We start from the raw sequence: 14,746 nt of genomic DNA, 5'->3' as shown, positions 1-14,746 counted from the left end.
GATGAGAGTGCTTATGTCTCAGCCCGCCATTACGCTTTGGTCCGACGCCAGTTTCTTTAGCCCGTACGTCATGTCTGTCTGGGTGGGGTTACAGGAAAAAGGTCTGCAGTTTCAACTGCAAACCCGCGACTTAGCGCGCGGTGAACAGTTGCAGGCTGACTGGCAAGGTTTCGCATTGACGCGCCGGGTGCCGATGCTGGTTATCGACGATTTTGCGTTAAGTGAATCCTCCGCCATTACGGAGTATCTGGAAGAGCGCTTTGCACCGCCGGTCTGGGAGCGCCTTTACCCGCATGACACAGAAAAACGCGCCCGCGCGCGGCAGGTGCAGGCGTGGTTGCGAAGCGACCTCGGCGCGCTGAGAGCCGAACGCCCGACCGATGTTATCTTCGGCGGCGCGCGCTACGCGCCCTTAAGCCCTGACGGGCAGGATGCGGCACGCAAGCTTATCGACTGCGCGCAGACGCTGCTGGCTCACGGCCAGCAAAATCTCTTTGGTGAATGGTCAATCGCGGATACCGATTTGGCGCTGATGATTAACCGTCTGGTCATGCACGCCGATCCGGTGCCGGAAGCGCTTGCCGACTACGCGGCATTCCAGTGGCAGCGCGCCTCGGTACAGCGTTATATCGCACTTTCTGCCAGGCGTTCGGGCTGATAAGCGTGGCGCGATCCGTTATTATGCGTGCACCACAATTTTCATTCGGAAGGTGAGTAATGAAGCTGATGTTTGCTTCGGATATTCACGGCTCGCTGCCCGCCACGGAGCTTCTGCTGGCGCGCTTTGCCGACAGCGACGCCCGCTGGCTGGTATTGCTGGGGGATTTTTTAAATCACGGGCCGCGTAACCCGCTGCCGGACGGTTATCAACCGGGCGAAGTGGCGAAACGGCTTAATACGGTGAGCGATCGTATTATCGCGGTGCGCGGTAACTGCGACAGCGAAGTGGATCAAATGCTGCTGGAGTTCCCTGTGACCGCCCCCTGGCAGCAAATATTGCTGGCGAAACACCGCCTCTTTTTGACCCACGGTCATCTCTATAGCCCTGATAATCTGCCGCCGCTGGCCGCAGGCGACGTGCTGGTTTATGGTCATACGCATATCCCGGTCGCTGCGCGCAACGGCGAGCAAATTCATTTTAATCCCGGTTCTGTCAGCATGCCGAAAGGCGGCTATCCTGCAAGCTATGGTTTCCTGAACGGCGAGACGCTCAGCGTCATTACGCTTGAGACTTCGCAGGTTATTGCACAGATCGCGATTTCCCCTTAATTTACCGAACAACCAGAACGCGCCGTAAGAGCGCTTATTAAAGAAGGTTTCCTGATGGTGGAGCAGAATCATTTGGCAGACATGGAGTGGGTGGACATTGTCAGCGAAGACAATGAGGTGATTGCGCAGTCCAGTCGGGCGCAGATGCGCGCCGAACGCCTGCGTCACCGTGCGACCTATATTGTGGTGCATGACGGTATGGGCAAAATCCTGGTGCAGCGTCGTACTGACATCAAAGACTTTATGCCGGGGATGCTCGACGCCACTGCAGGCGGCGTTGTGCAGGCGGGCGAAGGCCTTCTGGAGAGCGCGCGTCGCGAGGCGGAAGAAGAGCTTGGCATCGCGGGTGTGCCTTTCGCCGAGCACGGACAATTTTACTTTGAAGATGAACATTGCCGCGTCTGGGGTGGGCTGTTCAGCTGTGTCTCCCACGGCCCGTTCGCGCTTCAGGAGAGCGAAATCAGCGAAGTATGCTGGATGGCACCGGACGAAATCACTGCGCGCTGTGATGAGTTTACGCCAGATACGTTAAAAGCGCTGTCGCTCTGGCTGAGCCGTAACGCAGGCCAGGAGAGCAGCAAAGAGAAAGAGCACGAAGAGAACAACACCACGCTCAGTTAAGCCTGGTAGCCCCGCAACGTTCAGGCGAGCGGGGCTTAATTGCTTTATTCTCAGGCGCTGGCGCTGCTACACAGCGCGCGCCACAATGTATCAAACCCTACCGCTTTAAATTCATCCGAACGCGCCGGTTCACGGGTAGCGAAATCCATCGTCGTCTGCGCCAGGGCAAAGAAAATCTCATCGCCGAAGGCGCGAAATTCGGGTGAGCGAAATATTGGCGAAATACATTTCTCGCACAAATCGTGCAGTTCCGGATAGATATCAGTCACGAGCTTTTCGCTCTCTTCTGTTATTCGGCTGCTTACCTCTAGTTTGCGCGCGGCCAGATTGGCCTTGGGGTTCGACAATCCCCAGTCGATAAAACTGTTCCAGACGTGACGGGTGTTTTCTTTATGATCGCCGTTGATATCAAGCTTGCCTATCATCGTGCGACAAAAGCCCTGTTTCAGATGCACATAGAGCGCGTTATACAGATCGTCCTTAGAGGCGAAATAGCGAAACAAAGTGCCTTCGGCTACGCCTGCTTTGCGGGCTATCAGCGCGGTAGAGGCGCCAAGACCCGCCTCGGCTATCGCCTCGGTCGCGGCTTCCAGAATCGCCATTCTTTTATCTTCACTGCGGGGACGCGCCACGGGCTTTTCTCTCCTGTCAAAAGGGCAGATTGAATCACGACTCGCCGATCCGCTGCAAGGCCCCGGATCAGACGGTAAAAACGGGGTTGACGAATCAACCCGCATTCCTATAATGAGTGTTTACTCACTCATTATCAAGTTGTGCTGGCCCGTTTTTCGGTGCGGCGAACAGGCTCCGTGCGCCTGAAAATGAGGGGTGCGCTCATACGAGCCGGGATTCAGGGCAGGCGAACGCCTGAAATATCATTGCGAATACCACTACTGGAGGGATTCTATGGAACTTCCCGCTCAGGTTATTGAAACGCTGACTGACTGGATTGACGACAATCTTCATAAGCCGTTGCGCATTGATGACATTGCACGTCATGCGGGCTATTCCAAATGGCATTTGCAGCGGCTTTTCCATCACCACAAAGGGGAGAGTATCGGGCGTTATATCCGGGAGAAAAAACTGCGACTTGCCGCGCAGGATCTGCGTGCGACCAACGATCGCGTGCTGGATATTTCTATGAAATATGGCTTTGATTCCCAGCAAACCTTTACCCGATTATTTACCCGTAAATTTCAGATGTCGCCGGGGACCTGGCGCAAACAGGGCGATACCAGGGCGAACCACTGCTGAGGCGCGGTTTGCATAGCGCGTTAAATTCCCTGACAATGCGCTTTTAAACAGACCAAAAGCCTCTCATGAAGCATCCTCTTGAAACGCTGATCACCGCTGGTGGCATTTTGTTGCTGGCGTTTCTCTCCTGCCTGTTGTTGCCGGCACCGAGACTGACGCTGTCACTGGCGCAAAACCTGATGACCATGTTCCATCTGGTGGATCTTAACCAGCTCTATACCCTTATTTTTTGCATCTGGTTTTTACTGCTCGGTACGGTGGAATATTACGTGATTCGCTTTGTGTGGCGGCGCTGGTTTTCGCTGGAACGCGAATAGGAAAGGGCGTGATGCTCGCCGAAATACCAATAAAAAAGGCCGCATCGCGCGGCCTTTTTGTTTCAGCAATGATGCATTACTGCTGAGAAGCCTGAATCGCCGTCAGGGCGATGGTGTAGACGATATCGTCAACCAGCGCGCCGCGGGAGAGGTCGTTAACCGGTTTACGCATACCCTGCAGCATCGGCCCGATGGAGATCAGGTCGGCAGAGCGCTGTACCGCTTTGTACGTGGTGTTACCGGTGTTCAGATCCGGGAAGATGAACACGGTCGCACGGCCAGCGACCGGTGAGTTCGGTGCTTTGGATTTCGCAACGTCAGCCATGACTGCAGCGTCATATTGCAGCGGGCCGTCGATAACCAGATCCGGGCGTTTTTCCTGCGCCAGTTTGGTGGCTTCACGCACTTTTTCTACATCGCTACCCGCGCCGGAATTACCGGTAGAGTAGGAGAGCATCGCGACACGCGGCTCGATGCCAAAAGCGGCGGCGGAATCGGCAGACTGAATCGCGATTTCGGCCAGTTGCTCGGCGGTCGGGTCCGGGTTGATGGCGCAGTCGCCGTAAACGTAAACCTGTTCCGGCAGCAGCATGAAGAACACCGACGAAACCAGTGAGCTGTTCGGCGCAGTTTTGATGATTTGCAGCGGCGGACGAATGGTGTTGGCGGTGGTGTGAACCGCGCCAGAAACCAGACCGTCAACTTCATCTTGCTCAAGCATCAGGGTGCCGAGCACTACGTTGTCTTCCAGTTGCTCGCGGGCGACCGCTTCGGTCATACCTTTGTTTTTACGCAGCTCAACCAGACGTGCGACATAGCTTTCACGTACCACTTCCGGATCGACAATTTCGATGCCTGCGCCAAGTTCAACGCCCTGGGCTGCTGCAACGCGGCTGATTTCATCCGGGTTGCCCAGCAGAATACAGGTCGCGATGCCGCGCTCGGCGCAGATAGCCGCCGCTTTAACGGTACGCGGTTCATCGCCTTCTGGCAGAACAACACGTTTGCCTGCTTTACGAGCAAGCTCGGTCAGCTGGTAGCGGAAGGCCGGCGGAGAGAGACGGCGGCTGCGCTCGGAAGTCGCAGTCAGGGAATCGATCCACTCGGCACTGACATGGCTTGCCACGTATTCCTGCACTTTTTCGATACGCTCGTGGTCGTCTGCCGGAACTTCAAGATTGAAGCTCTGCAGGCTGAGCGAGGTCTGCCAGGTGTTAGTGTTGACCATAAATACCGGCAGGCCGGTTGCGAAAGCACGTTCGCACAGCTTGTTGATGCGCTCGTCCATTTCATAACCGCCGGTCAGCAGGATAGCGCCGATTTCCACACCATTCATCGCGGCAAGGCATGCAGCCACTAACACGTCCGGGCGATCCGCAGAGGTCACCAGCAGAGAACCCGGGCGGAAATGTTCCAGCATATGCGGGATGCTGCGCGCGCAGAACGTCACAGATTTCACGCGGCGGGTTTTGATATCACCTTCGTTAACGATAGTGGCGTTCAGGTGGTGAGCCATGTCGATGGCGCGCGTGGCAATCAGATCAAAGCTCCACGGCACCGCACCCAGTACAGGCAGCGGGCTTACTGCCTGCAGCTGCTGCGCGTCGATGTTGACGATTTTGGCTTTGGTGGAGTCATCAAAAATCTCAGAGAGATCCGGGCGCGTACGGCCTTGCTCATCCACTGGCGCGTTCAGTTTGTTCACGATAACGCCGGTGATATTCGCGTTTTTGCTGCCGCCGAAGCTGCTGCGGGTCAGCTCAATACGCTCTTTCAGCTGTTCCGGATTATCAGTGCCCTGAGACATGACGAACACGATTTCCGCGTTCAGGGTCTTGGCAATTTCATAGTTCAGCGACTGGGCGAACTGATGCTTACGGGTCGGCACCAGGCCTTCCACCAGCACCACTTCGGCATCTTTGGTGTTTTCATGGAAGCGAGCAATGATCTCTTCCATCAGCACATCTTTCTGGTTGCTGGAGAGCAGCGACTCGACGTGGCTCATGCGCAGCGGTTCAGCCGCCGGCAGGTTGCTGTTGGCACGCACGATAGTCGTGGTCTGGTCCGGAGTATCGCCGCCGGTGCGCGGTTGGGCGATAGGTTTGAAGACGCTCAGACGAACGCCTTTACGTTCCATAGCGCGGATCACGCCAAGGCTGACGCTGGTCAGGCCGACGCTGGTTCCGGTAGGAATAAGCATAATGATACGGGACACGGTTTATCCTCTTCTTGTTGCAGCCAGCCGCGGGCTGGCACCACATAAAACAACACCGCCAGCGCAGGCTGGCGGTGAGGGATCAGGCGGTCAGGCGGCAGGCGTCCTGCGCGATAACCAGTTCTTCGTTGGTCGGAATGACCATCGCGAGGGTGGTGCCTTCTTTGTTGATGTAGCCGGATTTGCCGAAACGCGCGGCCAGGTTGCGCTCGTGGTCAACCTCGAAGCCCAGCACGCCCAGCTTGCCAAGGGAGATCTCGCGAACCATCGCCGCGTTCTCGCCGATGCCGCCGGTAAACACGACCGCATCCAGACGGCCTTCCATCAGCGCCGTGTAGGAGCCGATGTATTTCGCCAGACGGTGGCAATACACGTCCATGGCGCGCTTCGCATCTTCTTTGGTCGCGTAGTTGTCTTCAACGTAGCGGCAGTCGCTGGTGACTTCGGTCAGGCCCAGCAGGCCGGATTCTTTGGTCAGCAGTTTGTTGATGTCATCAACGCTCATGCCCAGGGCATCGTGCAGATGGAAGATGATAGCCGGGTCGATGTCGCCAGAGCGGGTGCCCATGACCAGACCTTCCAGCGGGGTCAGACCCATAGAGGTATCAACGCATTTGCCGTTGCGGATAGCAGAAACGGAACCGCCGTTGCCCAGGTGGCAAGTGATGATGTTCACTTCTTCCACCGGCTTGTTCAGCATTTTCGCGGCTTCCTGCGTCACGTAAAAGTGGCTGGTACCGTGTGCGCCGTAACGACGGATGCCATGTTCTTTATACAGTTTGTACGGCAGGGCGTAGAGGTAAGATTCTTCCGGCATGGTCTGATGGAACGCGGTATCGAAGACGGCCACGTTTTTATCTGCCAGATGCGGGAAGGATTTCAGCGCTTCAGCGATACCGATCAGATGAGCCGGGTTGTGCAGCGGCGCAAAAGAGGCGGAATCTTTGATGCCCTGAATAACAGACTCATCAATGACCACGGAACTGGTATACTTCTCGCCACCGTGCACGATACGATGACCAATCGCGGTCAGCTGTGCAGACAGCTCCGGTTTTTGTGCCAGAATAGTATTAACGATGAAGTTCAGCGCTTCGCTGTGAGCCGCACCGGCGCCAAGCGCCGCTTCTTGTTTGCCGCCGTCCATTTTCCATTTAATACGCGCTTCAGGAAGATGGAAACATTCGGCCAGACCGGACAGGTACTCGTCACCGTTGAGAGCATCGATGATGGCAAATTTCAGTGAGGAGCTACCGCAGTTGAGAACCAGTACTAACTTACTCGACATGGAAGTACCTATTAGTGATACGTGGCTAAAAAAACGTCAGTGAGTCTCTCAGCGTAGCGTAAGATGACGCCGACATTTATGATTAACGTCATAGCGAAGAGTGATTCTGCTGTGACGAAGAAATAAACAGAGTTTACGTCATTCTACGCAAATTTCCGGCGCGAATGGCGACCTTAAAGATTTGACAGCGCGGGCTTTGCCTTCTACGCCATCGCAGGCGGGCACAGGATAACTGATTGCGACTGGCATTGACAAAATATTTTGAACGTTGTCATAGAGAGTTGTTATCTTGCAGGAAAATTTTATTTTTTATTAATGAAGTTGAGGTAAGGCCATGTCGACACCTGAAAATCGCCCCGTGAGCTTTTTTAGCCTGTTTCGTCGTGGGCAACACTATGCGAAGACCTGGCCGATTGATAAACGCCTGGCACCGGTCTTTGTGGAAAACCGTGTTATCCGCGCTACCCGCTTCGCGATTCGCATAATGCCGCCCGTTGCGGTTTTTACGCTGTGCTGGCAAATCGCGCTTGGCGGCCAGCTTGGGCCTGCCGTCGCCACGGCATTGTTTGCGCTCAGTATGCCGATGCAGGGCCTGTGGTGGCTTGGAAAGCGTTCCGTCACGCCGCTACCGCCAGGCACGCTGAGCTGGTTTTATGAAGTTCGTACTAAATTGCAGGAGGCGGGGCAAGCGCTCGCGCCAGTCGAAGGCAAGCCTGATTATCAGGCGCTGGCTGACACGCTAAAACGTGCGTTTAAGCAACTTGATAAAACTTTTCTTGATGACTTGTAATTGATCAAAAGACGTATGGGCAAAAGCAGGCAGAGTAGGGAGCAATATCCCACTTTGATCGGGCTTCGCCTGTAACAGGAGTACACCATGGAAATGACCCATGCCCAGCGTCTTATTCTCTCCAACCAGTATAAAATGATGACCTTGCTCGATCCGGATAATGGCGAGCGTTATCGCCGCCTGCAGACGATTATTGAGCGCGGCTACGGTTTACAAATGCGCGAGCTCGACCGTGATTTCGGCGAGCTGAGCGAAGAAACCTGCCGCACCGTCATTGATGTTATGGAGATGTATCACGCCCTTCAGGTCTCCAGAACCAATATGAAAGACAATCACACGATTGATGAACGCCGCGTGACCTTCCTCGGCTTCGACGCGGCTACCGAAGCGCGTTTTCTCGGCTACGTGCGGTTTCTGGTCAATACCGAAGGGCGCTATACCCATTTCGACGCCGGTACGCACGGCTTTAACGCGCAAACGCCGATGTGGGAAAAATATCAGCGGATGCTGAAAGTGTGGCAAGCCTGCCCGCGTCAGTATCATCTGTGCGCGAACGAAATTATGCAGATTATTAACGCCTGACGGGAGAAGGCTGTGGAATGTAAAGGGTTTTTGTTCGATCTTGACGGTACGCTGGTGGACTCGCTGCCCGCTGTTGAACGCGCCTGGTGTCACTGGGCCGATCGCTTTGGCATCGCGCATGACGAGGTGCTGGGCTTTATTCACGGCAAACAGGCGATCACGTCGTTGCGCCACTTTATGAAAGGGCACAGCGAAGATGAGATCATGCAGGAGTTCCACCGCCTGGAAGAGATAGAAGCAAGCGATACGGAAGGTATCGTTGCGCTGCCGGGGGCGCTTGCGCTCCTGAACCAGTTGAACGAAGCCCGTATTCCCTGGGCGATTGTCACCTCAGGCTCTATGCCGGTCGCCTCAGCGCGGCGCGACGCGACGGGCCTGCCGGAGCCGGAAGTGTTCGTGACTGCCGAGCGCGTGAAACGCGGTAAGCCGGAGCCGGATGCCTACCTGGTGGGCGCTAAATTGCTGGGCCTGGCGCCTCATGAGTGCGTGGTAGTAGAAGACGCGCCGGCGGGCATTCTTTCCGGCCTCGCCGCTGGGTGTCCGGTCATTGCCGCAAATCCTCCAGCCGGTACGCCGCGTCTGGATGAGGCGGCACTGGTCATTAATACCCTTGATGAACTGGTGCTGGAAAAAGGGGCCGATGGCTGGGTTACTGTGACGCAGCAGCCGTAACGGTTCGCCGCACTATGACGCAGTGGCGTCTTCTTGTTGTGACGGCGGGTTTCCCGCCGTTTTCGTTTCGCTTACACCGTAATGACAACAGAAGGATTCGTTGTGAATGGTGAATTAATAGGGGTGTTAGCGCTGCTTGGCGTAGCGGTGCTGCTGTTCGCCACCGGTAAAATCCGTATGGATGCCGTGGCGCTATTGGTTATTGTGGTGTTCATCCTGAGCGGCACCTTGACCATCAATGAGGCGTTTGCAGGGTTCAGCGATCCGAATGTCATTCTTATCGCTGCCCTGTTCGTCATCGGCGATGGCCTGGTGCGTACCGGTGTGGCCACCAAACTGGGCGCGTGGCTGGTACAGATGGCTGGCAGCAGCGAAACCCGAATGCTGGTGCTGTTGATGCTAACTGTTGCCGGGCTTGGCGCGTTTATGAGTTCCACGGGCGTGGTGGCGATTTTTATTCCCGTAGTGATAAGTGTCTGCGCGCGCATGAAAATCGCCCCGTCACGCCTGATGATGCCGCTCAGCTTCGCTGGGCTTATCAGCGGTATGATGACGCTTGTCGCCACGCCGCCGAACCTGGTTGTTAACAGCGAACTGTTGCGCGAAGGTCATGCGGGATTCGACTTTTTCAGCGTAACGCCTGTGGGGCTGGCGGTATTGTTGCTCGGCATTCTTTATATGCTGCTGATGCGCTTTATGCTCGGCACCAGCGGCGGCCACGAAAAACCACAAGCATGGAGCCGCCGCACTTTTCGCGATTTTATCCACGATTATCATCTCACTGGCCGGGCGCGTCGCCTGGCGATTCGCCCTGGCTCGCCGCTTATCGGACATCGACTCGATGACTTAAAGCTACGCGAGCGCTACGGCGCTAACGTCATCGGCGTTGAGCGCTGGCGCCATTTTCGCCGCGTCATTGTCGATGTAAACGGCGTGACGGAATTTCGTGCGCGCGATGTCTTGCTGCTAGACATTTCTGCCGCCGATATCGATTTGCGGCAGTTTTGCAGCGAACAACAGCTGGAGCCGATGATCCTGCGCGGTGATTATTTTTCCGACCAGGCGCTGGATGTCGGCATGGCCGAACTGACGCTTACGCCGGAAGGGGAAATGGTCGGCAAAACTGTTCGCGAGATGAATTTTCGCACCCGCTACGGGCTGAACGTCGTCGGTCTTAAACGGGAAGGCAAAGCGCTGCCAGGCGTAGTCGTGGACGAGCCGCTGCAGCTTGGCGACCTGCTTCTGGTCGTCGGCACCTGGAAGCTTATCAGCCAGCTTGGGCAAAAAAGCCGCGATGTGGTGGTGCTGAATTTGCCGGTCGAAGAAAGTGACGCATCGCCCGCGCACAGCCAGGCGCCGCACGCGATCTTTTGTCTCGCGCTAATGGTGGCGATGATGTTGACCGGGGAGATCCCCAACCCGGTTGCCGCAATCATCGCCTGTCTCCTGATGGGTAAATTTCGCTGTATCAACCCCGAAAGCGCCTGGAAAGCGATTCACTGGCCGAGCATTATTCTTATCGTCGGCATGATGCCGTTTGCACAGGCGCTACAAAAAACCGGCGGGGTAGCGCTGATTGTTGAGGGGCTGATGCGCGTCGGCGGCGATTATGGTCCGCATATGATGCTGGGCTGTCTGTTCGTGATGTGCGCGGCGATTGGGTTGTTTATCTCTAATACCGCAACAGCAGTGCTGATGGCGCCCATTGCGCTGGCAGCAGCCGACACGATGGGCGTGTCGCCATACCCATTCGCCATGGGCGTAGCGATGGCGGCATCGGCCGCCTTTATGACGCCGGTTTCGTCCCCGGTGAATACGCTCGTACTGGGACCGGGGAATTATCGCTTCAGTGATTTTGTGAAAACGGGCGTGCCGTTTACGCTGATGGTCATGGTGGTCTGCGTGTTTTTAATTCCCGTTCTGTTCCCGTTCTGATGCATCAGAGCGGGGAGTCCTGACTTATCTCATCTAACGAAAGATGAAAGCTCGGCACGAAAATCTGCATAAAGTAATCCATCTCAGGGCTGTGCCGCTGCGCCAGCGTTTTTTCCAGACGGCTTTTGGCGAGTAAAAATTCATTATTGCCCGCTGAAAGCTCTTCGAGGCATTTCAGGTAAGCGCAAAGCGCATCCGCCTGCTTTACCAGTGAACGCTCATCTTCTGTGTAGTGATGTTCATCCAGTAACGGCGCAAAGATATCCTGCAACTCGTCTGGCACCATGTCGATGAGTTTCTGCTGGGCAATTTTCTCAATGGCTTTATATTCGTGGGCAATCTGGGAGTTGAAGTATTTCACCGGCGTTGGCAGGTCGCCCGTCAGTACTTCGCTGGCGTCGTGGTACATCGCCAGCAGAGCGATACGCTCGGCATTGACGCTGCCCGCAAATTTACGGTTTTTAATCACCGCAAGTGCATGAGCGACCATTGCGACCTGCAGACTGTGTTCAGAGACATTTTCAGTACGCACGTTGCGCATTAGCGGCCAGCGATTAATTAACTTCAGGCGGGAAAGATAGGCGAAAAAATGACTCTGACTCATATAGATCCCTTGTCTGTAACAGCGACAAAAAACCATTGTGAGGGGAGTAGGGGGAAGATGCAAATCTCCCCCCGCAAGGATTACTGGTGATAACCGGAAAGGAAGCGGCCCAGTTTGTTAATAGCGAGATCGAGTTCATCAATACGGGGCAGCGTCACGATGCGCACGTGGTCCGGCCACGGCCAGTTAAACGCGGTACCCTGCACCAGCAAGACTTTCTCCTGCAGCAGGAAATCGAGCACCATTTTCTGGTCGTCGTGAATATTAAAGCGTTTCGCGTCGATCTTCGGGAACATGTAGAGCGCGCCGCGAGGTTTGACGCAGCTGACGCCTGGAATTTCATTAATTAATTCCCAGGCGCGGTTGCGCTGCTCATAAAGCCGTCCGCCTGGCACAATGAATTCGCTGATGCTCTGATAACCACCCAGCGCAGTCTGAATAGCGTGTTGCGCCGGTACGTTAGCGCACAGGCGCATCGACGCAAGCATTTCCAGACCTTCGATATAGCCTTTCGCGTGTTTCTTCGGGCCGTTCAGGACCATCCAGCCCTGACGGAAACCGGCGACGCGGTAGGTTTTAGACAGACCGTTAAACGTGACGGTCAGCAGATCCGGCGCCAGTGCGGCGATCGAGTGGTGCTCTGCCTCGTCATAGAGGATCTTGTCGTAGATTTCGTCGGCAAAAATGATCAGGTTATGCTGGCGGGCTATTTCCACGATATCCAGCAGCAGCTCTTTTGAGTAGACCGCACCGGTGGGGTTATTCGGGTTGATTATCACGATCCCACGGGTACGCGGTGTGATTTTGGCGCGGATATCGTCGAGATCCGGGAACCAGTCCGACGACTCGTCGCAAAGGTAATGTACCGCTTTGCCGCCAGAAAGCGACACGGCCGCCGTCCAGAGAGGGTAATCCGGCGCAGGCACCAGCATTTCGTCACCGGTATTTAACAGCGCCTGCATCGCCTGCACGATAAGTTCAGAAACACCGTTGCCAATATAAATATCTTCGACCGTAACGTCGCGCATATCGCGTGCCTGATAGTGCTGCATGATAGCTTTACGCGCGGAGTAAAGGCCCTTGGAATCACAATAACCCTGGGCGGTGGGCAGATTGCGAATGACGTCGACCAGGATTTCATCGGGTGCGTCAAAACCGAACGGAGCCGGATTGCCGATGTTCAGCTTAAGAACTTTTTGACCTTCTTCTTCAAGGCGTTTGGCCTCTTTCAGCACCGGGCCGCGGATGTCATAACAGACATTGTCGAGTTTACTGGATTTTTCAATAGGTGACATAACGTCAGGACCTTACTTGTTTTGCGCTTCCTGCCATGGAAGCCGATGGCGGACAATTTACTCCTCCCGTCCACGCTTTTAAACCCTTACCCCGACTCCAGCGATGCGCACTAGCAGGCATCGCTGTGGTGTTATGTTCCTTATACTTAAGATATTTTTTTATAAAATATTGTAAAATAGGATGAGTTGTATTTTTCGTGCTGGTATAAGATTTAACTATGGTCGATGCCACCATGGCATGAAAGCTTCAATCTTAGCCAGTTAATTAATTCAGACGATATGAAATTTCCCTCATAAAATATCAAAGCATTCTTCGTCCGGTTATTGCGAGAGAATGAGGGAGAATTAACGAAGTTTTGTAACAAGCTTGTTATATGAACAGGCCGTAGAATAATGAATTATTAAATAATATTAATTATTGGTTCTGCCGATGTCTGTAATAGAGTTACGAAAATTTAGAAATTCGCTATCACGTATAAGTAAAATCGCATTGAGTCTTAAAAAAAGAACAGATTTGCGATATTATAAGCCGCCTGGCGCGAGACGTTTCGCCAGCAAAGCCATGCCTGGAGGCACTTTCCCGGCAACTGGTTGTTTCTAGAGTCATTCAGGACATAAGTCAGGCATAGTTATATACTCTTCTTTTTCTTTTGTCAGAGTATGTTAAGGTCGCAGAGTCGTTGCTTTTCGCCTTAGCCAACCTAGCCAGATTTTTAATTCAAATCACGGGTTCGATGTGCAAAATATTTGAAGTTAAGGCACAACGGTAGCAGAAAAAAGAGCCCTTTTACTGTTTTAATAACCAGGGGTTTGAATTAGAAAAGCGCATGGCGGTCTTCCGACGCGGGTTGTGTTAGCCCGGAAGCATGCTTCAAAAGGAATTGCTTTCTTTCCTTTACACATAGCAACAGACGGTGTCCGCTCCGTGCGGTTACCTGAAAGTGATAACAATATGATTAACGCAAATCGTCCGATCTTAAACCTCGACCTCGATCTGCTGAGAACGTTTGTCGCAGTCGCCGATCTCAATACGTTTGCCGCCGCGGCAGCAGCGGTATGCCGTACACAGTCGGCCGTCAGCCAGCAGATGCAGCGCCTGGAGCAGCTGGTCGGTAAAGAGCTGTTCGCTCGTCATGGGCGTAATAAGCTTTTAACCGAACACGGCATCCAGTTGCTGGGTTACGCACGAAAAATTTTGCGCTTCAATGATGAAGCATGCACTTCGCTAATGTATAGCAATCTACAGGGCGTCCTGACCATTGGCGCTTCTGACGAATCGGCAGATACTATCCTGCCGTATCTCCTCAATCGTATTAGCTCGGTTTATCCAAAACTGGCTATTGATGTGCGAGTAAAACGTAATCCATACATTATTGAAATGCTCAATCAGCAGGAGATAGACCTGGTCGTTACGACGCGTCAGCCAGAGAATCTGGATTCACTGGTTCTGCGTACCTCGCCCACGCTGTGGTATTGCGCCGCGGATTACACGCTTCAGAAAAATGAAGCTGTACCGCTGGTAATGCTGGATGAACCAAGCCCGCATCGCGATGTGGTTATCGAACAGCTCAACGCGGCGAATGTGCCGTGGCGTGTTTCTTACGTCGCGTCTACCTTGCCAGCAGTGCGTGCAGCTGTTAAAGCGGGGCTTGGGGTAACCGCGCGCCCGGTTGAAATGATGAGTCCGGAACTGCGTGTACTGGGTAGCTCTGACGGCTTACCTGCGCTGCCGGAAACGCAATATATGCTGTGCCGCAACGCCAGCAGTAAAAATGAAATGGCGGAAATCATTTTCCAGGCCATGGAAAGCCACTATCAACCATGGCGTTATACCGCCGCCGTGGAAGGGGGTGACGATACTATGCTGGTGCAAGGCGACCTTGAGTAAACATTGCCGTTAATGTTTC

Annotated in this window: 15 protein-coding genes; 10 read left to right on the top strand and 5 right to left on the bottom strand. The window is 54.3% G+C overall.

What is annotated here, in order from left to right; all coding sequences use genetic code 11:
* Positions 1-13 precede the first annotated feature (13 nt).
* From yfcF to yfcD, 3 genes are read left to right on the top strand one after another with little or no spacing between them, the layout of a single operon-like run.
* Positions 14-658, top strand: a complete 645-nt coding sequence (yfcF, locus tag AFK62_RS13490; RefSeq protein ID WP_007665719.1) for a glutathione transferase — start codon at positions 14-16, stop codon at positions 656-658.
* A gap of 59 nt (positions 659-717) precedes the next feature.
* Positions 718-1,269 (top strand): phosphodiesterase, encoded by a 552-nt coding sequence (yfcE, locus tag AFK62_RS13485; RefSeq protein WP_007665717.1) that lies wholly within the window; start codon positions 718-720, stop codon positions 1,267-1,269.
* Positions 1,270-1,323: 54 nt separating this feature from the next.
* On the top strand, positions 1,324-1,890 hold the full coding sequence (yfcD, locus tag AFK62_RS13480; protein ID WP_007665715.1) for an NUDIX hydrolase YfcD: 567 nt from the start codon (positions 1,324-1,326) through the stop codon (positions 1,888-1,890).
* 50 nt (positions 1,891-1,940) lie between these two features.
* Here yfcD and AFK62_RS13475 read toward each other — a convergent pair whose 3' ends face one another.
* On the bottom strand, positions 1,941-2,522 hold the full coding sequence (locus AFK62_RS13475; RefSeq protein WP_007665713.1) for a TetR/AcrR family transcriptional regulator: 582 nt from the start codon (positions 2,520-2,522) through the stop codon (positions 1,941-1,943).
* Positions 2,523-2,796: 274 nt separating this feature from the next.
* Here AFK62_RS13475 and AFK62_RS13470 point away from each other — a divergent pair, with 274 nt between their 5' ends.
* Positions 2,797-3,144, top strand: a complete 348-nt coding sequence (locus AFK62_RS13470) for a RamA family antibiotic efflux transcriptional regulator (RefSeq protein ID WP_007665712.1) — start codon at positions 2,797-2,799, stop codon at positions 3,142-3,144.
* A 65-nt stretch (positions 3,145-3,209) separates the two neighbouring features.
* Positions 3,210-3,461, top strand: coding sequence for a DUF1158 domain-containing protein (locus AFK62_RS13465; RefSeq protein WP_007665710.1), 252 nt, complete (start codon positions 3,210-3,212; stop codon positions 3,459-3,461).
* 76 nt (positions 3,462-3,537) lie between these two features.
* On the opposite strand, the gene pta is transcribed toward AFK62_RS13465, so the two are convergent.
* Together pta and ackA are read right to left on the bottom strand one after the other, a co-directional pair.
* On the bottom strand, positions 3,538-5,676 hold the full coding sequence (gene pta / locus AFK62_RS13460; RefSeq protein WP_007665709.1) for a phosphate acetyltransferase: 2,139 nt from the start codon (positions 5,674-5,676) through the stop codon (positions 3,538-3,540).
* 82 nt (positions 5,677-5,758) lie between these two features.
* Positions 5,759-6,961 (bottom strand): acetate kinase, encoded by a 1,203-nt coding sequence (gene ackA / locus AFK62_RS13455; RefSeq protein WP_053531960.1) that lies wholly within the window; start codon positions 6,959-6,961, stop codon positions 5,759-5,761.
* A gap of 334 nt (positions 6,962-7,295) precedes the next feature.
* Between ackA and yfbV the strand changes: the two genes are divergently transcribed.
* The 4 genes from yfbV (at position 7,296) to AFK62_RS13435 (ending at position 10,940) form a co-directional block, all read left to right on the top strand.
* Positions 7,296-7,751, top strand: coding sequence for a terminus macrodomain insulation protein YfbV (gene yfbV, locus AFK62_RS13450; RefSeq protein WP_007665707.1), 456 nt, complete (start codon positions 7,296-7,298; stop codon positions 7,749-7,751).
* A gap of 87 nt (positions 7,752-7,838) precedes the next feature.
* Positions 7,839-8,333 (top strand): YfbU family protein, encoded by a 495-nt coding sequence (locus AFK62_RS13445; protein ID WP_032983989.1) that lies wholly within the window; start codon positions 7,839-7,841, stop codon positions 8,331-8,333.
* A 12-nt stretch (positions 8,334-8,345) separates the two neighbouring features.
* A complete protein-coding gene (locus AFK62_RS13440) occupies positions 8,346-9,005 on the top strand; it encodes a sugar phosphatase (RefSeq protein WP_007665704.1) in 660 nt (219 codons plus the stop codon).
* A 102-nt stretch (positions 9,006-9,107) separates the two neighbouring features.
* Positions 9,108-10,940: an SLC13 family permease gene (locus tag AFK62_RS13435; RefSeq protein ID WP_007665696.1), complete on the top strand. Its 1,833-nt coding sequence runs from the start codon at positions 9,108-9,110 to the stop codon at positions 10,938-10,940.
* A gap of 4 nt (positions 10,941-10,944) precedes the next feature.
* Here the strand turns inward: AFK62_RS13435 and yfbR are convergent, their stop codons facing one another.
* Positions 10,945-11,544 (bottom strand): 5'-deoxynucleotidase, encoded by a 600-nt coding sequence (gene yfbR, locus AFK62_RS13430; protein ID WP_007665694.1) that lies wholly within the window; start codon positions 11,542-11,544, stop codon positions 10,945-10,947.
* Between the two features lie 80 nt (positions 11,545-11,624).
* The gene (gene alaA, locus AFK62_RS13425; RefSeq protein WP_007665692.1) at positions 11,625-12,839 is read right to left on the bottom strand and encodes an alanine transaminase AlaA; all 1,215 of its coding nucleotides are present in this window, start codon (positions 12,837-12,839) and stop codon (positions 11,625-11,627) included.
* A 952-nt stretch (positions 12,840-13,791) separates the two neighbouring features.
* Between alaA and lrhA the strand changes: the two genes are divergently transcribed.
* Positions 13,792-14,727, top strand: a complete 936-nt coding sequence (gene lrhA, locus AFK62_RS13420; RefSeq protein ID WP_032983987.1) for a transcriptional regulator LrhA — start codon at positions 13,792-13,794, stop codon at positions 14,725-14,727.
* Positions 14,728-14,746: the final 19 nt, after the last annotated feature.

Source organism: Cronobacter condimenti 1330, assembly GCF_001277255.1.
GTDB lineage: Bacteria > Pseudomonadota > Gammaproteobacteria > Enterobacterales > Enterobacteriaceae > Cronobacter > Cronobacter condimenti.
This window is presented reverse-complemented; position numbering and strand designations above follow the sequence as displayed.